The 16,944-nt window shown below is 71.8% G+C and carries 17 protein-coding genes; 10 read left to right on the top strand and 7 right to left on the bottom strand.

From position 1 onward, the window contains the following. Nucleotides 1–9: 9 nt before the first annotated feature. The 3 genes from ACZ4MF_RS18500 to ACZ4MF_RS18510 all read right to left on the bottom strand — a co-directional run bounded on the left by ACZ4MF_RS18500 (nt 10) and on the right by ACZ4MF_RS18510 (nt 5,296). Entirely contained in the window at nt 10–402 is a 393-nt protein-coding gene (locus tag ACZ4MF_RS18500) for a hypothetical protein (RefSeq protein ID WP_467493029.1), read from the bottom strand. Between the two features lie 122 nt (nt 403–524). Beyond that, on the bottom strand, nt 525–4,244 hold the full coding sequence (locus ACZ4MF_RS18505) for an ABC transporter ATP-binding protein (RefSeq protein WP_467493030.1): 3,720 nt from the start codon (nt 4,242–4,244) through the stop codon (nt 525–527). Nucleotides 4,245–4,372: 128 nt separating this feature from the next. Next, nucleotides 4,373–5,296 carry a serine hydrolase gene (locus tag ACZ4MF_RS18510; protein WP_467493031.1) on the bottom strand — a complete coding sequence of 308 codons (924 nt, stop codon included), beginning with the start codon at nt 5,294–5,296 and terminating at the stop codon, nt 4,373–4,375. Between the two features lie 92 nt (nt 5,297–5,388). On the opposite strand from ACZ4MF_RS18510, the gene ACZ4MF_RS18515 reads away from it, so the two are divergent. Then, on the top strand, nt 5,389–5,760 hold the full coding sequence (locus tag ACZ4MF_RS18515) for a hypothetical protein (RefSeq protein ID WP_467493032.1): 372 nt from the start codon (nt 5,389–5,391) through the stop codon (nt 5,758–5,760). 11 nt (nt 5,761–5,771) lie between these two features. Here the strand turns inward: ACZ4MF_RS18515 and ACZ4MF_RS18520 are convergent, their stop codons facing one another. The 3 genes from ACZ4MF_RS18520 to ACZ4MF_RS18530 are packed head-to-tail and all read right to left on the bottom strand — an operon-like array spanning nt 5,772 to nt 6,515. Further along, on the bottom strand, nt 5,772–6,059 hold the full coding sequence (locus ACZ4MF_RS18520; RefSeq protein ID WP_467493033.1) for a hypothetical protein: 288 nt from the start codon (nt 6,057–6,059) through the stop codon (nt 5,772–5,774). Beyond that, nucleotides 6,056–6,238 carry a hypothetical protein gene (locus ACZ4MF_RS18525; RefSeq protein WP_467493034.1) on the bottom strand — a complete coding sequence of 61 codons (183 nt, stop codon included), beginning with the start codon at nt 6,236–6,238 and terminating at the stop codon, nt 6,056–6,058. The genes ACZ4MF_RS18520 and ACZ4MF_RS18525 overlap by 4 nt, the downstream gene beginning before the upstream one ends. A gap of 4 nt (nt 6,239–6,242) precedes the next feature. After that, nucleotides 6,243–6,515 carry a hypothetical protein gene (locus tag ACZ4MF_RS18530; protein ID WP_467493035.1) on the bottom strand — a complete coding sequence of 91 codons (273 nt, stop codon included), beginning with the start codon at nt 6,513–6,515 and terminating at the stop codon, nt 6,243–6,245. 104 nt (nt 6,516–6,619) lie between these two features. On the opposite strand from ACZ4MF_RS18530, the gene ACZ4MF_RS18535 reads away from it, so the two are divergent. The 6 genes from ACZ4MF_RS18535 to ACZ4MF_RS18560 all read left to right on the top strand — a co-directional run bounded on the left by ACZ4MF_RS18535 (nt 6,620) and on the right by ACZ4MF_RS18560 (nt 10,699). Beyond that, on the top strand, nt 6,620–7,450 hold the full coding sequence (locus ACZ4MF_RS18535; protein WP_467493036.1) for a helix-turn-helix domain-containing protein: 831 nt from the start codon (nt 6,620–6,622) through the stop codon (nt 7,448–7,450). Beyond that, the gene (locus ACZ4MF_RS18540; protein WP_467493037.1) at nt 7,447–7,650 is read left to right on the top strand and encodes a DUF397 domain-containing protein; all 204 of its coding nucleotides are present in this window, start codon (nt 7,447–7,449) and stop codon (nt 7,648–7,650) included. Before ACZ4MF_RS18535 ends, ACZ4MF_RS18540 begins: the two co-directional genes overlap by 4 nt. 22 nt (nt 7,651–7,672) lie before the next feature. After that, nucleotides 7,673–7,873, top strand: a complete 201-nt coding sequence (locus tag ACZ4MF_RS18545) for a DUF397 domain-containing protein (protein ID WP_467493038.1) — start codon at nt 7,673–7,675, stop codon at nt 7,871–7,873. A gap of 23 nt (nt 7,874–7,896) precedes the next feature. After that, the gene (locus ACZ4MF_RS18550) at nt 7,897–8,097 is read left to right on the top strand and encodes a DUF397 domain-containing protein (protein ID WP_467493039.1); all 201 of its coding nucleotides are present in this window, start codon (nt 7,897–7,899) and stop codon (nt 8,095–8,097) included. A 22-nt stretch (nt 8,098–8,119) separates the two neighbouring features. Continuing rightward, nucleotides 8,120–8,320, top strand: a complete 201-nt coding sequence (locus tag ACZ4MF_RS18555; RefSeq protein ID WP_467493040.1) for a DUF397 domain-containing protein — start codon at nt 8,120–8,122, stop codon at nt 8,318–8,320. A gap of 129 nt (nt 8,321–8,449) precedes the next feature. Then, complete coding sequence (locus ACZ4MF_RS18560; RefSeq protein WP_467493041.1) at nt 8,450–10,699, top strand: glycosyltransferase family 39 protein; 2,250 nt, start codon at nt 8,450–8,452, stop codon at nt 10,697–10,699. Nucleotides 10,700–10,771: 72 nt separating this feature from the next. Here the strand turns inward: ACZ4MF_RS18560 and ACZ4MF_RS18565 are convergent, their stop codons facing one another. Continuing rightward, on the bottom strand, nt 10,772–12,241 hold the full coding sequence (locus tag ACZ4MF_RS18565) for a PucR family transcriptional regulator ligand-binding domain-containing protein (RefSeq protein WP_467493042.1): 1,470 nt from the start codon (nt 12,239–12,241) through the stop codon (nt 10,772–10,774). Between the two features lie 192 nt (nt 12,242–12,433). Here ACZ4MF_RS18565 and ACZ4MF_RS18570 point away from each other — a divergent pair, with 192 nt between their 5' ends. From ACZ4MF_RS18570 to ACZ4MF_RS18580, 3 genes are read left to right on the top strand one after another with little or no spacing between them, the layout of a single operon-like run. After that, on the top strand, nt 12,434–13,897 hold the full coding sequence (locus ACZ4MF_RS18570; RefSeq protein WP_467493043.1) for a sodium:solute symporter family protein: 1,464 nt from the start codon (nt 12,434–12,436) through the stop codon (nt 13,895–13,897). 56 nt (nt 13,898–13,953) lie between these two features. Further along, nucleotides 13,954–14,922: an agmatinase gene (gene speB, locus ACZ4MF_RS18575; RefSeq protein ID WP_376285829.1), complete on the top strand. Its 969-nt coding sequence runs from the start codon at nt 13,954–13,956 to the stop codon at nt 14,920–14,922. 23 nt (nt 14,923–14,945) lie between these two features. Then, a complete protein-coding gene (locus ACZ4MF_RS18580; RefSeq protein ID WP_467493044.1) occupies nt 14,946–16,631 on the top strand; it encodes a thiamine pyrophosphate-binding protein in 1,686 nt (561 codons plus the stop codon). Nucleotides 16,632–16,944: the final 313 nt, after the last annotated feature.

Below are 16,944 nucleotides of genomic sequence, written 5' to 3' on the forward strand. Positions count from 1 at the left end.
TCCCGGTGCTCAGCACATGATCCAGCCCGAGTCGACCGAGCCCGGGCCCACCGAGCCCTTGATCCACACGCAGCGGTGGCCGGCGTGCACGATGACCGGACCGGCCTCGTACCGGTAGCCGCCCCTGTCGACCACCGGGCGGTTGCCGCGGGCCTGGACGCTCACGGACATCGTCTGGACGGCGCCGGCGCGTCTGGCGACGGTCGTGGCACAGACGTAGCCGTCGCGCTTGTAGATGTGCGTGACGCCGGTACTGAACGACAGGGTCCGCACCTCCCGCCCTGCGCAGGTGTCCGCCGGGGCCGCCTCGGCGACACCGGACGCCAGGAGGGCGAGTGTCCCGGACCCCACCAGTACGGCCGCCCCGAGCGCCAGGCGCCGGCGTATTGCACCCAAGTCCACAGCTGTTCCTCCCCGTATCACCCGTCACACCCCGTGGCACGGTCACCCTCCCCCGACGGCCCGTACTGATGTACGGGACGCGTGAGTGTGTCGGAAGGTTGCACGACCGTCAGTGGCGCGCGTCAGGCGGTGGCGGCGACCGGCTCCTCCGGCTCGGCCCCGCCGGCGAAGGTGCGCCACAGCTCGGCGTACCGGCCGCCCCTTGCCAGGAGTTCCGCGTGCGTGCCGTCCTCGGCGACCCGGCCCTGGGCCATCAGCACCACCCGGTCCGCGCGGGCCGCCGTGGTGAGGCGGTGGGCGACCACCAGCGTCGTACGGCGGCCCGCCAGCCGGTCGGTGGCCTGGTTGACCTGGGCCTCCGTGGCCAGGTCCAGGGCGGCCGTGGCCTCGTCCAGGAGCAGGACGTCGGGGTCGACCAGTTCGGCGCGGGCGAGCGCGATCAGCTGGCGCTGGCCGGCCGACAGATTGCGGCCGCGCTCGGCGACCTCGTGCAGATAGCCGCCCTCCAGCCCGGCGATCATCTCGTGCGCGCCGACCGCCCGCGCCGCCGCCTCCACCTCGGCGTCGCTCGCGTCGGGGCGACCGTAGGCGATCGCGTCGCGGATGGTGCCCGGGAAGAGGTACGCCTCCTGCGGGACCACCCCGAGCCGGTGCCGGTACGAGGTCAGGTCGAGGGCGCGCAGATCCGTGCCGTCGACGGTGACCCGGCCGCCGGTCGGGTCGTAGAACCGCGCGACCAGCTTGACCAGGGTGGACTTGCCCGCGCCCGTCTCGCCGACGAAGGCGACGGTCTGCCCGGCGGGGATCGTCAGGTCGATGCCGGTCAGCGCCTCCTCCCCGGCGCCGTAGGCGAAGTGCACGTCCTCGAAGGCGATCTCGCCGCGCAGGGAGAGGACCTCCAGGGGTTCGTCCGCCGACCTCGTGGACGTCGGTTCGCGCAGCAGCTCCTGGATGCGGCCCAGCGAGACCGTGGCCTGCTGGTAGCCGTCGAAGACCTGGGACAGCTGCTGGACGGGCGCGAAGAACAGGTCGATGTAGAGCAGGTAGGCGACCAGGGCTCCCGTCGTCAGGGTGGCCGCCTCCACCCGGTGCGCGCCCGCGATCAGCACGGACGCCGAGGCGACCGAGGACAGCAACTGCACGAAGGGGAAGTAGACCGATATCAGCCACTGGCCGCGGATCCGGGCGCGGCGGTAGTCGTCGCTGCGCCCGGCGAACCGCGCCCCGCCGTCCCGCTCGCGCCGGAAGGCCTGCACGATCCGCAGCCCGGCGACCGACTCCTGGAGGTCGGCGTTGACCACCGACACGCGCTCGCGCGCGAGTTCGTACGCCTTCACGCTCGCCCGGCGGAAGAAGAACGTCGCGACGATCAGCGGGGGCAGGGTCGCGAAGACGACGAGCGCGAGCTGGACGTCGATCAGCAGCAGGACGAGCATGATGCCGAAGAAGGTGACGACCGAGACGAACGCCGTGACCAGGCCGGTCTGGAGGAACGTCGACAGGGCGTCGACGTCGGTCGTCATGCGCGTCATGATCCGGCCGGTCAGCTCGCGCTCGTAGTAGTCGAGGCCGAGCCGCTGGAGCTGGGCGAAGATCTTCAGCCGCAGGGTGTACAGGACGCGCTCGCCGGTACGGCCGGTCATCCGGGTCTCGCCGATCTGCGCGGCCCACTGGACGAGGACGGTCGCGAGGCCGAGCAGCGAGGCCGCCCAGACCGCGCCGAGGGCCATCTTCGTCACGCCCGCGTCGATGCCGTGCCGGATCAGCACCGGCAGCAGCAGCCCCGCGCCCGCGTCCACGGCGACCAGCCCCAGGCTGATCAGCAGGGGCGCGCCGAAGCCGCGCAGCAGCCGGCGCAGCCCGTAGGAGTCCTCGCGCCGGACCGCCCGGGCCTCGTCGACGTCCGGGGTGTCGGTGGCCGGGGGCAGCGCCTCGACCTGGGCGAGCAGCTCCGGGGTGGCCGGAGTGCCGGACATCGCCGGATCCTTGGGCTCCCGGTCACCGGTCCACAGCCGGGGCGTGACGCCCCGCTCGGCGTCGAACTCGGCGTCCAACTCCTCACGCAGGGTCGTGTCCTCCTCGGGACCGGCCGACGGGGCGTGGCCCGGGGAGACGCCGCCCAGCTCGTCGGGGTCGGTCAGCAGCCTGCGGTACAGCGCCGACCGCTGCTGGAGCTCCTCGTGCGTGCCGAGGTCGGCGAGCCGGCCGCCGTCGAGGACGGCGATGCGGTCGGCGAGGCCCAGGGTGGAGCGGCGGTGCGCGATGAGGAGCGTGGTGCGCCCCTGCATGACGTGCCCCAGGGCCTCGTGGATCTCGTGCTCGACGCGGGCGTCGACGGCCGAGGTGGCGTCGTCCAGGACGAGCAGGCGCGGGTCGGTGAGCAGGGCGCGGGCGAGCGCGACACGCTGGCGCTGGCCGCCGGACAGGGTCAGGCCCTGCTCGCCGACCTTGGTGTCGTAGCCCTCGGGGAGCTCGGCGATGAAACGGTCCGCCTGGGCTGCGCGGGCGGCGGCGCGGATCTCTTCGTCGGTGGCGTCGGGGCGGCCGTACGCGATGTTGTCGCGCACGGTGTCGGAGAAGAGGAAGGAGTCCTCGGGGACGAGCCCGATCGCGGCCCGCAGCGAGTCGAGGGTCAGCTCGCGCACGTCGTGGCCGCCGATCAGGACGGCGCCGCGGGTGACGTCGTAGAAGCGCGGCAGGAGCAGCGAGAGGGTGGACTTGCCGGAGCCGGAGGAGCCGACGACGGCGAGGGTCTCGCCGGCCCGTATCTCGAAGCTGAGCCCGTCGAGGACCGGGGAGCCGCCGCCGTACCCGAAGGACACGTCGTCGAACTCGACGGTCGCGGGCGCGTCGGCCGGGAGGGTCTTGCCGCCGTCCTGCATCGTCGGCTCGGTGTCGATCAGCTCCAGGACGCGCTCGGTGCCGGCGCGGGCCTGCTGGCCGACGGTGAGCACCATCGCGAGCATCCGGACCGGGCCGACGAGCTGGGCGAGGTAGCTGGAGAAGGCGACGAACGTGCCGAGCGTGATGTGCCCGCGCACCGCCAGCCAGCCGCCGAGGGCCAGCATGGCGACCTGGCCGAGGGCCGGTACGGCCTGGAGGGCGGGGGTGAACCTGCTGTTCAGCCGTATGGTGCGCAGCCGCCCGGCGAAGAGCCGGCGGCCGACCTCCCGCAGCTTCCCGGTCTCCTGCTCCTCCTGCCCGAAGCCCTTCACCACGCGCACGCCGCTGACCGCGCCGTCGACCACGCCCGCGACGGCGGCGGCCTGGGCCTGGGCGTACCAGGTGGCGGGGTGCAGCTTGCTGCGGCTGCGGCGGGCGATCCAGCCGAGGGCGGGCGCGACGGCGAGGGCGACCAGGGTCAGCGGCAGCGACAGCCAGGCCATGATCACCAGGGACATCAGGAAGAGCAGGACGTTCCCGATGGTCATCGGGAGCATGAAGAGCAGGCCCTGGATCAACTGGAGGTCGCTGGTCGCGCGCCCGACCACCTGCCCGGTGGACAGCTCGTCCTGCCGCCGCCCGTCGAGCCGGGTGATCGTCTCGTACATCTCCGTCCGCAGGTCGTGCTGGACGTCGAGGGCGAGGCGGCCGCCGTAGTAGCGGCGGACGTAGGTGGCGGCGTAGACGAGCAGGGCCGCGCCGATCAGGGCGCCGGCCCAGGGGGCCATGGCGCGGGTGTGGTTCCCGATCACGTCGTCGATGATCACCTTGGTGATCAGCGGGACGACCGCCATGACCGCCATGCCGGCGAGGGAGGAGCCGAGGGCGAGGATCACGTCCTTCGGATACCGCCAGGCGTAAGCCGCCAGACGCCGTGCCCATCCCCGTTGCGCTGCCACGCCGGTGCCTTCCGTTCGCCTGACCTGCTCTGCCGGAAGGCACCAACGCCGGCGGGGGCGGATTTCATCCCGCTGCAACAAAACGCTCCGCGGGGTCCGGCCGTATGCCGTGTGCCGTGTGCCGTGCCTCAGCCCTGCGGCGGTACGGCGACGAAGGCCTCGCTCGGCCTGCTCGTCGGGACGTAGACCTTGGTGGTCGTCGTGGTCGGCACGAGGTCCTTGTGGATGACCTTGGCGACGTTCTGGATGGTGGTCACGCCGTAGTCCATGGTGCTGTTGTCCTGGGTCAGCACCGACATCATGTAGTCGTGGCCCGCGCCGTTGAAGGTGCCGAGGCTGTGCACCCGCCAGCCGTGCGTCGCGCGCTGCAGCCAGCCGTTCTTGACGTGCACCGCGACCGTGGAGGGGGCACCGGCCGGGGTGCCCCAGCGCTGCGCGGAGACGACCTCGCCCATCAGCTTCAGGATGTAGGCGCGGGAGTTGTCGCTCAGCACGCCGTTCTTGGCGGTGACGAGCTTCAGCAGCTTCTGCTCGTCGGTGACGTTCTCCTGGGTCAGCCCCCAGTAGCCGCCCGTGCCCGGCACGGTCTTCGTCATCCCGGCGGCGGACAGGAAGCCCTTGATCTTCGTCAGGCCCAGCTGCTTCCACAGCGTGCTGGTCGCGGCGTTGTCCGACTGGGTGATCATGGCCGTGGCGAGCTTCGTCTCGGTGCTCGTCAGATAGCGGTTGTGCTTCTTGGCGTCCCACAGCAGCGTCGCGAGCACGGTGACCTTCACGGTGCTGGCCGAGTCGTAGGAGCTGGTGGCGCGCAGGGTGCAGGTGGTGTCGGTGCTGCGGTCGTACACGCCGAGGGCGACGGTGCCCTTGCGGTTCGCGAGGGCGGCGCCGATGTCCTTCTGGAGCTTCGCGGCGAGGCCCGCCTTGGCGGACGTGCAGCTGACGGCGGGCGTGGCCGCGGCGGCCGGGGCGGCGGCGAGCGCGGTGGGTACGAGCAGGGCGGCACCGAGCACGGCGGCGAGCGCGCCGGTACGTATGGGTATTCGGGAGTCCATGCCCCAGTTGACTCGCCGAGGCGGCCGGATGGTTGCACACCCGGCCTCACCAAGGAAGTTCGAAAGGTTGGGAATCCGGCAATGATTCGCTCATGCCGGCGGTGAATGAGAGTCACGTCAGACGCTGGGGACGGTTGTTCGCGACGGTGGCGGTGCTGCGCTCCCTCGCGGACCCGGGCGAGCCCCTGCCCGGCGCGGACGCCTTCACGGGCAAGTTCGTCCCGGCACAGCGCATCAACGACCTGAAGTCGAACCCGTACGACGCCCTGTTGCGGGCCCGCACGCGCGATGAGGCGCGCTGGAAGGCGGCAGCGGCGGTGTTCCGCGCGCTGCCCGAACTCCTGGAGCGGGGCCCGCTTCCGCCCACGGGCACCCTCGGCGACGACCGCCGCCCGGATTTCGTCGCGGGGTACGAGGCCCAGCTGGCGGCCCTCAAGAAGGACCTCCCGGACCTGCTGCCCTGATGCCGGGGGCTTCAGTTCCGCTCCGCGAGGCGGGCACCCCGGCCGGCGGCGATCCGGTGCACGTCGGTCAACGCCTCGCGCATCCTGGCGAGCAGGAACCGCAGCTGGGCGGACGTCGCCCGGTGGTCGGCCATCAGGTCGTCGGCGTGGCCGAGCAGATCGGCCGCCATCCCGAGCTGCACGCTCTCGACGGTGTCGGCCATTTCGGAGAGAGGGCCGGTGCCGTCGGTCACGAGGATGCAGGGCTTGCCCTCCGACCCGGCCCAGGGCAGCAGGCGTGCGGTGGTGCCGCCGCTCACCGGGTGACCTCCCCGGCGGGCGGCATCCCGCACGACCCGATGCCGATGCCGGGCACGCGGGCGGGGAGCTGCGGCGGTTCCCGCTGCGGCTGCGGGGGCCGGGGTCCGGTTCCGTAGGCGGTCGGCCTGTGCCGCCGGAGGAGCGGTGCCGTGAGGAGGCGGGCGATGCGGTGACGCATGTCGTCAACTCCCTTGTCGCGCGGTCGCGGGGGTCGTCGTCGGTGTTCCGGGCGGCGACACTCCCCTGCGAAGTGCTTCGACCAGTCGAGCCGCGTTGGTCATGTTGCAGCGGCCGAGGTCGAAGAGAGGGATCCCGTCTCCGTCGTCGAAGGACGCAGGGTCGAGGCGGAGGCCGGGAAGAGAGACACCGGCGCCGGCCAAGGCCTCCCGTAACTCCTCAAGGGAGCCGTGGCACTTGGGGAAGGCCTTCACCTGATTCCGGGCGACGTCGGCCATGGGGACTCCGCTCTGTAGTGGTTTGACTACCAGGCGAGTTCAGCGTGGCCTACAGTGGGGAACCATTCAACGTGTCAGAGCTGGCAGATTAGTTGGAGGTCGGGTTGGTCAACGTGAAGGTGCTGAACCCCGAGCGCAGTCCACAGGCTGCCTATGGGGCTCAGCTGCGCAGGTCGAGGGAAGAGAGGGGGTGGAAGCAGGAGGAGTTGGCGTCCAGGATGGAATATTCCAGCTCGCATATTTCGGCCGTTGAAACTGGTCGCAAGATGCCAACTTTGCGGTTCTCGCGCAGTGCTGACCGTACGTTGGGCACGGGCGACATGTTCGAGCGCCGCTTCCGCGAGCTCACCCTTGGCTCCCTGCTGGAGGGCTTCGCCGAGTATGTCGACTACGAAGCCCGAGCAGTTGAAATCCGGCTCTACGAGATCGGGATCATCCCGGGCCTGCTTCAGACGCCCGAGTACGCACGCGTACTGGCGGAAAGCGCCGTCAAGCGGGGGGCTATCACACCCGAGCAGGCTGACGAGCGGGTTGCGTACCTGTTGGAGCGACAGAAGGCGCTATTACGGCCCCAGCTCCTCTCGATGCTTGTCGTCGTGGATGAGAGCTGCATTCGGCGGTGGGTCGGCGGCACCAAGGTCATGGACGCCCAGCTTCAGGCCTTAGTCGAGTTTGCCGCCCGCCCCAACACGGTTCTACAGGTTGCCCCGTTCGACATAGGCGAGAAGCGTCCTTACGACCTGCCCGTCAACTTGCTGACGCTGCCTGATCAGTCCATGGTCGCCTACGCCGAGTCCCAAGCTCAGGGCCACATGGACCGTGAAACCACTTCCATCCGGCCCATGATGGCGGCCTACCATCAACTACAGGCCGAATCACTCTCACAGGCGGCTTCCGTGGCCATGATTGATCAGTTTCGAAAGGGCACCCCGTGACAACGAACGACGCTCCCCGCTGGTTCACGTCCTCCTACAGCAACAACGGCGGCAACTGCGTGGAAGTCGCCGTCAACCTTGCCGCCTCGCACGGCCTCGTCCCCGTCCGTGACACCAAGAACCCCAACGGCCCAGCGCTGAACCTCCCCGCCCACGCGTGGTCAGACTTCGTAGCGCTGGCGAAGAACGTCCAGCTCTGAGCGCCTGCAGGAAGGATTCCCAGTGACGACCGACTCACCCCGCTGGTTCACGTCCTCCTACAGCAGCAACGGCGGCCAGTGCATCGAGGTCGCCACCAACCTCGCCGCCACCCACGGCGTGATCCCCGTCCGTGACACCAAGAACCCCAACGGCCCGGTACTGAGCCTCCCCGCCCGCGCGTGGTCCCACTTCGTCACCCTGGCGAAGGACGCCCAGCTCTGAGCGCCTTGAAGGAAGGAATCCCGGTGACGGCCGACTCACCCCGCTGGCTCACGTCCTCCTACAGCAACAACGGCGGCGACTGCGTGGAAGTCGCCGTCAACCTTGCCGCCTCGCACGGCCTGGTCCCCGTCCGTGACACCAAGAACCCCAACGGCCCAGCGCTGAACCTCCCCGCCCACGCGTGGTCAGACTTCGTAGCGCTGGCGAAGAACGTCCAGCTCTGAGCGCCTGCAGGAAGGATTCCCAGTGACGACCGACTCACCCCGCTGGTTCACGTCCTCCTACAGCAGCAACGGCGGCCAGTGCATCGAGGTCGCCACCAACCTCGTCGCCACCCACGGCGTGATCCCCGTCCGTGACACCAAGAACCCGAACGGCCCGGTGCTCAGCCTCCCCGCCCGCGCGTGGTCCGACTTCGTGGCCCTGGCGAAGGACGCTCACGTCTGAGCAACGGCGACGAATACAGACTCGGCAGCGTCAAAGGGGCGCCGCCGAGTCCCCGATGGGGCACAGACCCACAGCTTCCGCCCAGGTACGGCACAGCGCGTACCCATCGCCGGTCTGCAGGGTGCAGTGGTGACATCTGCCACCGATCCCCTCCCCGACGCCATGACGGCGACACCGGGTCCGCCGTCGCCGACGCCGACCCCGCCGGACACCGGTCCGGAGCGCGCGCCGCGCTGGTCGCTGCCCGCGCTGCTCGCGATCATGCTGCTCGCGGCCGTGCTGTACACCTGGAACCTGTCCGGCTCCAGCCTCAACAGCTTCTACAGCGCGGCCATCTACAGCGGCACCCAGAACTGGAAGGCCTGGTTCTTCGGCTCGCTCGACGCGGGCAACTTCCTCACCGTCGACAAGCCGCCCTTCGCCGACATGGTCATGAGCCTGTCGTGCCGGATCCTCGGCTTCGGCACCTGGCAGATGATGCTGCCGGAGGTCGCGGCCGGGCTCGGCGCGATCTGGATCCTGCACTCCTCCGTGAAGCGGTCCTTCGGGCACGCGGCAGCCACGGTGGCCGCGCTCGTCCTCGCACTGACCCCGATCACGGTCGCGATCAACCGGGACAACAACCCCGACACGATCCTCGTCCTGCTGATGGTCGGCGGCGCGGCCCTCGCCCTGCGCGCCACGCGCACCGGCAGGCTGCTGCCGCTGCTCGGCTCGGCGGTCTGCTTCGGCCTCGCCTTCAACACGAAGATGCTCGCCGGTTACATCGCACTGCCCGCCGTTTTCGCCGTCTACCTGCTCGCGGCGCGCCCGACGCTCGTGAAGCGGATCGTGAACCTGCTGATCGCGAGCGTGGTCCTCGCGGTCGCCGGCTTCTGGTGGGCGGTCGCCGTCTCCCTGGTCCCCGCCTCCGAGCGGCCGTACATCGGCGGTTCGACGGACGGCACCGCCTGGAACCTGATCATGGGCTACAACGGCCTCGGCCGGATCTTCGGCGGCGAGGGCAACGGCGGCGGTGGCGGGGGCGACGGAGGCGGCTTCTCCGGCTCCGCGGGCCTCGGCCGGATGTTCAACACCATCCTCGGCGGCCAGATCTCCTGGCTGATCCCGTTCGCGCTGATCGCCCTCGTCGCGGGCCTGATCCTGTGCGGCCGTGCCCCGCGCACCGACCTCACCCGGGCCGCGCTCGTCCTCTGGGGCGGCTGGACGGTCCTGCACTACGTCACCTTCGCGACCGCCGAGGGCACGATGCACCCGTACTACACGACCGCCCTCGCGCCCGGCATCGCGGCGCTGTGCGGCGGCGGTGGCGTACTGCTGCTGCGCGCGTTCCGCGCCGACAAGCGCTGGGTGTGGGTCCTGCCCGCCGCTCTCGCGGTCACGGCGGTCTGGGCCGTGGTCCTCCTGCGCCGCTCCTCCGGCTGGAACACCTGGCTGTGGCCGACGGTGGGCGTGCTGATGGCGGCAGCGACCGTGGGCCTGCTCCTGTCCCGCTCCGCGGGCCGCGCCCGCCTGCTGGCGGCCTCCGTGACGGCGGCCGTGATCGCGGCGCTCGCGGGCCCGGCGGCGTACGCCTGGTCGGTGCCGTCCGGCTCGGGCGGCGGCATGAGGGGCGTGAACCCGACGGCCGGCCCCTCGACGGGAGGCGGCTTCGGCGGCCCCGGCGGGGGCGGCGGCAACCGGGGCGGCTTCCCGGGCGGCGGCGGGATGCCGGGCGGCAGCCGGAACGCGGAGGCGGGGGGCGGCGTCCCCGGCGGCTCGGCGAACGGCGAGATGCCCGGCGGTACCGGGCAGAGCGGCAACATGCCGAGCGGCCGCTTCCCCGGTGCGGGCGGACAGGGCGGCACACCCCCGACCGGCACCGGCGCCGAGGCCGGTGGCGCCCCGGGCGGTACGACCGGAAGCGGCCGTATGCGGGGCGCCATGGGCGGCGGCATGGGCGGCGCGGACAGCGGCCTCATCGCCTACCTGAAGAAGCACCGGGACGGCGCGACCTGGCTGCTCGCGGTCTCCAACTCGCAGAGCGCGGCCTCGATCGAGCTGACCGCGAAGGTGCCCGTCATCTCCATGTGGGGCTTCACCGGCACCGACAAGGCGATGACCGTCGCCAAGCTGGAGGAACTGGTCGAGAAGGGCGAGCTGCACTACATCCAGCTCGGCGGCGGCATGATGGGCGGCGGCCCCGGCGGCTCCACCAACAGCGTGTCCTCCGAGGTCACTGCCTGGGTGAAGAAGCACGGCACGCTGGTGAACGAGAGCGCGTACGGCAAGAGCACGAGCTCCTCCTCCTCGTCCTCTGCCAAGTCCTCGTCCAGCAAGGCGTCCTCGCAGAGCAACGCCTCGACGATCTACCGCCTGGACGCGTCGGACGTGAGCTGACGCGGAAACCCCCGCCCTCCCGAACAGCGCGGCGCGCCAAGGGTTCTGCCCCCTTGGCGCGCCGCGTCGTCGCTAGCCGTTCCGCAGCGCGAACCACAGCTCCATCCGGACGTCCGGGTCGTCCAGGTCGGTGTCCAGCAGGGTGGCGCAGCGGGTGATGCGTTGGCGGACCGTGTTGCGGTGGACGTCCAGGGCGACCGCCGTGCGGTCCCAACTGCCGTGCAGTGCGAGCCAGTTGCGCAGGGTCTCGGTGAGGGCCGGGTGGTCGGCGAGGGGGGCGAGGAGGGTGCGGGCGTAGGACTCGGCGTCCGCACGGGGGAGCAGGTCCGCGAGGCCCGGCCGGGCCCCGTGCCGGATCAGCGGGGTGCGGGTGGCGCGGGCCCGGGCCAGGGCGCGGGCCGCCTGGGAGTCGGCGTCCGGCCAGGCGTCCGGGGTCACGGCGGCGCTCACCCCGAGCGTCCAGCCGGGCTGCGCCCGCGGCTCCCGCCCGCCCGGCACCAGTACCCGTACGACGTCCCGCGCGAGGTCGACCAGCGGCGACCCCAGCGCCGCCCCGAGCGCCGAGGCGGCCACGGCGTCCGGGAGCTGCGCCTCCGGCCGGGCGTGGACGACGACCCAGCTGCTCTCCCCGAGCAGCGGCGCGACCTCCTGCGGGCGCGCGCCGAGCAGCAGGCGGACGAAGGCGGACGAGCGGGCGGCACCGGCGCCGCTCTGGTGCTCGCCGGTCAGCAGGGACAGCAGGACGGAGGCCACGGAGGCGATGGTGTGGTCGCCGGGCTCGCGCCGGGTGCTCGCCACGGCGAGGACGAAACCGGTCCCCAGCGCGTAGGCGGCCAGGTGCGTGTCACCCAGGGTGTCGGTGGCCGACGTGGGGCCCGGGGTGCCGGTTCCGCCCGGTCGCACCACCTCCGCCAGGTGCGTCAGCGCCTGCCGTACCGCCGCCGGTTCCCGGCCCGCCGAGGCGGTCTGCGTGCCGTCGGGGCCGTACAGCACCGCGTGGCCGGTCAGCCGCTGGGCCAGCTGGCGCAGCACGGAGGGGACCGGGTCGGGGCGGGCGGCGGCGGAGGCGAGGCTCTGCTGCGCCTCGGTGACGCGCCGCAGCTCGGCCAGCCTGGCCTGTGCCATCAGCTGCCACACCGCCCGCGCCACGCCGGAGAACGTCGTCCGGGGCGGGACCTCCAGGAGCGGGAGGCCGTGGCGGTCGCAGGCGGCGACCAGCGCGCGCGGGACCGTGTCGTGCACCGGTGCCACGCCGAAGCCGAGGGCCGCGCCGCCCGCCTCGACGATCCGGGCGACATAGTCGTCGAAGTAGGTGCCCGAGCCCGCCGCCTCCGGGATCTGCACCCCGGCCGTGAGCAGCAGCTCCCCGCCCAGCAGATACGGGTACGGGTCGGCCATCTCCGACGTGTGCGCCCAGTGGATCACGACCGACGGATCCGCCGGGCCCGCGATCTGCCGCAGGCCCAGGTCCTCGCGGGCGAGGAGGGCCGAGAGCGGGACGGGCGGGGTCGGCGGGACGGCTGGGGTGAGTGCATCCGGCATGGTGTGCGTTTCCTCCACTCCACCCCGTTCGTATGGATGAAACGTACACTTCGCAGTCGCTTTCCGGCCACCTAGTGTCAAGTCAGCACGGCAGCCGCGGGTACGGGCGGATGTCCCCGCGATCCGCTGCCGGCACGCCACCCCCCATGTATCTGCACGACACGCCACCGACAGCGCGCGAAGGAGGGCCCCATGGCCGTCGACTACACAGTGATCGTCCTCTATCTCGCCGGAATGCTGGCCATGGGCTGGTGGGGCATGCGCCGCGCCAGGTCGAAGAGCGACTTCCTGGTGGCGGGCCGCCGGCTCGGACCGGCCATGTACTCCGGCACCATGGCGGCGATCGTCCTCGGCGGCGCGTCCACCATCGGCGGGGTGGGACTGGGCTACCGGTACGGGCTGTCCGGCGCGTGGATGGTCTTCACCATCGGGCTCGGCCTGCTCGCGCTGTCGGTCTTCTTCTCCGCCCGCATCGCCCGTCTGAAGGTCTACACCGTCTCCGAGATGCTGGACCTGCGCTACGGCGGCCGGGCGGGCGTGATCTCCGGCATCGTCATGTGGGCGTACACCCTCATGCTGGCCGTCACCTCGACGATCGCCTACGCCACGATCTTCGACGTCCTCTTCGACATGAACCGGACGCTCGCGATCGTCATCGGCGGCTCGATCGTGGTCGCGTACTCCACGCTCGGCGGCATGTGGTCGATCACCCTGACGGACATGGTCCAGTTCGTCGTCAAGACGATCGGCGTGCTCCTGCTCCTCCTGCCGATCGCGGTCGTCAAGGCGGGCGGCTTCGGCGCGATGAGGGCCAAGCTGCCGACCTCGTACTTCGACCCGCTGGGCATCGGCGGCGAGACGATCTTCACCTACGTCCTGATCTACACATTCGGCATGCTGATCGGCCAGGACATCTGGCAGCGCGTGTTCACCGCCCGCAGCGACACGACCGCCCGGTGGGGCGGCACGGTCGCCGGCACCTACTGTCTGGCCTACGCCCTCGCCGGCGCGGTGATCGGTACGGCCGCCAAGGTGCTGTACCCGAAGCTGGGCAGCGCGGACGACGCCTTCGCGACCATCGTCAAGGACGAACTCCCCGTCGGCGTCAGGGGGTTGGTGCTCGCCGCCGCCCTCGCCGCCGTGATGTCCACGTCCTCCGGCGCGCTGATCGCCTGCGCGACCGTCGCCAACAACGACATCTGGTCGCGGCTGCGGGGCGCCGTCAAGCCCGCCGCCGGGGAACACGACGAGGTCAAGGGCAACCGCGCCTTCATCCTGATCATGGGCGTGGCGGCGATCGGCACGGCCATCGCGCTGAACAACGTGGTCGAGGCGCTGACCGTGGCGTACAACCTGCTCGTCGCCGGTCTGCTCGTCCCCATCCTCGGCGGCCTGCTGTGGAAGCGCGGCACGGCGCAGGGCGCGCTGGCCTCGGTGATCGTCGGCGGCCTCGCGGTCGTCGGCCTGATGGCCGGGTACGGCATCCTCGCCAACGAGCCCGTCTACTACGGCCTGCTCGCCTCCCTCGCCGCCTACGTCGTCGTGTCCCTGGCGACCAGGCCCACCGACGCGGCCGTCCTCGCGCTCTGGCGCGAGCGCCTCGCCGGACGGCCCGCCCCCGAACTCCCGTCCGAACCGGTAGCGGCTCCCCAGTAGAGTCGTATGGAAAGCAGTGCATGCGCGACGAAGCGCAGGAAAGAAGGCATTTCACCATGAGCAGCAACGAGACGCCCCGCGGCCCCGTCGACTCCTCCCGCGTCCCGCGCTACGCCGGCCCCGCGACCTTCGCCCGGCTGCCCCGGCTGGACGAGGTCGGCACCGCCGACGTCGCCGTCGTGGGCGTGCCGTTCGACTCCGGCGTCTCGTACCGGCCGGGCGCCCGCTTCGGCGGCAACGCCATCCGCGAGGCGTCCCGGCTGCTGCGCCCGTACAACCCGGCGCAGGACGCCTCCCCCTTCGCGCTCGCCCAGGTCGCGGACGGCGGCGACATCGCCGTAAACCCGTTCAACATCAACGAGGCGGTCGAGACGATCGAGGCCGCGGCCGACGACCTCCTCGGCACGGGCGCCCGCCTGATGACGCTGGGCGGCGACCACACCATCGCGCTGCCCCTTCTGAGGTCGGTGGCGAAGAAGCACGGCCCGGTGGCCCTGCTCCACTTCGACGCCCACCTCGACACCTGGGACACCTACTTCGGCGCCGAGTACACCCACGGCACCCCGTTCCGCCGCGCGGTGGAGGAGGGCATCCTCGACACCTCGGCGCTGTCCCACGTCGGCACCCGCGGCCCCCTGTACGGCAAGCAGGACCTCACGGACGACGAGAAGATGGGCTTCGGCATCGTCACCTCGGCGGACATCTACCGCCGCGGCGCCGACGAGGTCGCCGACCAGCTGCGCCAGCGCATCGGCGACCGCCCGCTGTACATCTCGATCGACATCGACTGCCTGGACCCGGCCCACGCCCCCGGTACGGGCACCCCGGAGGCGGGCGGCATGACCTCGCGGGAGCTCCTGGAGATCCTGCGCGGCCTGGCCTCGTGCAACCTGGTCTCGGCGGACGTCGTCGAGGTGGCCCCGGCGTACGACCACGCCGAGATCACCTCGGTCGCGGCCTCCCACACGGCCTACGAACTGACCACCATCATGAGCCGCCAGATCGCGGCGGCCCGCAACGCCTGATTCTCCTTAGGGGACCGAGAGCAGTGACTCACGACCACGACCTGGTACTCCGCCCGACCGATCGGCAGACGGCGGCCGCGCTGAATCCCCCTCCCGGCCGGAGCGGCGGGGACCTGGTCGTGGAGACCCTGGCCGGGCTCGGCGCGACGACGGTCTTCGGCCTGCCCGGCCAGCACGCGCTCGGCATGTTCGACGCGCTGCGCCGCTCGTCGCTCCGCTATGTGGGCCTGCGCGTGGAGAACAACGCGGGCTTCGCGGCGGACGCGTACGGCCGGGTCACCGGCGAGGCCGCGCCGCTCCTGCTCTCGACGGGTCCGGGCGCCCTGACGTCGCTCGCCGCGCTCCAGGAGGCGGCGGCGGCCTCGGCTCCCGTCCTGGCGATCAGCAGCCAGGTCCCGACGGCGGGCCTGGGCGGCGGCCGCCACGGCTATCTGCACGAACTCCCGGACCAGTCGGCCTCGTTCCGGGGCGTGGTCAAGTCCGTCCACACGGTCCGTACGCAGTCCCAGATCCCGTCCGCGATAGCGGCGGCCTGGAAGTCGGCGCTGACGGCTCCGCACGGCCCGGTGTGGGTGGAGATCCCGCAGGACGTCCTGCTGTCGCCGACCGCCCTGCCGGTGGTGACGGCGATGGACGCGACGCCGGACGACCTGGTCCCGCGCCCCGAACTGACGGCGGTGGCGGCCGACCTGCTGTCGCACGCGCGGCGCCCGGCGATCATCGCGGGCGGCGGGGTCGTGCGCGCGGACGCCTCGGGCAAGCTGAGGGCGCTGGCCGAGAGGCTGGACGCGCCGGTCGTGACGACCTTCGGCGGCAAGGGCGCCTTCCCCTGGGAGCACCCGCTCTCGCTCCAGTCCTGGCTGGAGGACCGGCACACGACGGACTTCCTGGAGGACGCGGACGTCCTGCTGGTCGTGGGCTCGGGCCTCGGCGAACTGTCCTCGAACTACCACACGTTCAGGCCCCGGGGCCGGGTGATCCAGATCGAGGCCGACCTCGGCAAGCTGGAGTCCAACCATCCGGCCCTCGGCATCCACGCGGACGCCCGCCTGGCCCTGCAGGCCCTGCTGGAGACCGTGGCGGAGCGGAGCGACGCGTCGGCGCCGCAGCGGGTGCGGGAGCTGCTGGCCAAGGTGGCCGCCCGGATCGCGTCCCAGGAACTCACCCTGGAACAGCAGGTGTTGGCGGCCGTCCGCGACGCCCTGCCCGCCGGCTCCCCGTCCTTCTGGGACATGACGATCCTTGCTTACTGGGCCTGGTCGGCCTTCGACGCGCAGGGCCCCAACACGATGCACTCGGCCCAGGGCGCCGGCGGCCTCGGCTACGGCTTCCCGGCGGCCCTCGGCGCGGCGGCGGCCGATCCGACCCGTCCGGTCCTGGCGGTCTCGGGCGACGGCGGCGCCCTGTACTCGATCGCGGAACTGGCCACGGCCCGCCAGTACGACCTCCCGGTCACCTGGCTGATCGTGGACGACGGCGGCTACGGCATCCTCCGCGAGTACATGACGGACGCCTTCGGCCAGGCGACGGCGACGGAGCTGACCCGGCCGGACTACGTGGCCCTGGCGGAGTCGTTCGGCGTACCCGGCGTCCGCACGACCCCGCAGACCCTGGCGGAGGACCTGACGAAGGCCCTGGCGACTCCGGGCCCGTCGGTGGTCGTACTCCCGGCGGTACTGCGCATGTTCGCGCCGACACACCTGGGCTGACGCACGTGGACCAGGGGGTGCCGTTCGGATCGGGCCGGCCGTGCCGAACGGTGCGGATCGGCGGACCCGAGCGGGGTCGTGGGGCCCCTCCCGCGCGAGCGAAGCCCAGCGTGGGAGAGTCGGCGACCGACGACAACGCGGCTGGGGGTCCCCTCTGAGGGAGCGCGCACCAGACGCCGCACGGCAGGCGGGAATGTGACAGGTCCTAGGGGGGTGTCGTTCGGATCGGGCCGGCCGTGCCGAACGGTGCGGATCGGCGGACCCGAGCGGGGTCGTGGGGCCCCTCCCGCGCGAGCGAAGCCCAGCGTGGGAG

The organism is Streptomyces sp. NPDC025793 (assembly GCF_055558375.1).

Excerpts from the sequence above, each read along its gene's own strand:
- ACZ4MF_RS18510 (WP_467493031.1), bottom strand. The coding sequence starts at position 5,296 with ATGGACTCCCGAATACCCATACGTACCGGCGCGCTCGCCGCCGTGCTC.
- ACZ4MF_RS18515 (WP_467493032.1), top strand. The coding sequence starts at position 5,389 with ATGCCGGCGGTGAATGAGAGTCACGTCAGACGCTGGGGACGGTTGTTC.
- ACZ4MF_RS18525 (WP_467493034.1), bottom strand. The coding sequence starts at position 6,238 with ATGCGTCACCGCATCGCCCGCCTCCTCACGGCACCGCTCCTCCGGCGG.
- ACZ4MF_RS18530 (WP_467493035.1), bottom strand. The coding sequence starts at position 6,515 with ATGGCCGACGTCGCCCGGAATCAGGTGAAGGCCTTCCCCAAGTGCCAC.
- ACZ4MF_RS18565 (WP_467493042.1), bottom strand. The coding sequence starts at position 12,241 with ATGCCGGATGCACTCACCCCAGCCGTCCCGCCGACCCCGCCCGTCCCG.
- ACZ4MF_RS18570 (WP_467493043.1), top strand. The coding sequence starts at position 12,434 with ATGGCCGTCGACTACACAGTGATCGTCCTCTATCTCGCCGGAATGCTG.
- speB (WP_376285829.1), top strand. The coding sequence starts at position 13,954 with ATGAGCAGCAACGAGACGCCCCGCGGCCCCGTCGACTCCTCCCGCGTC.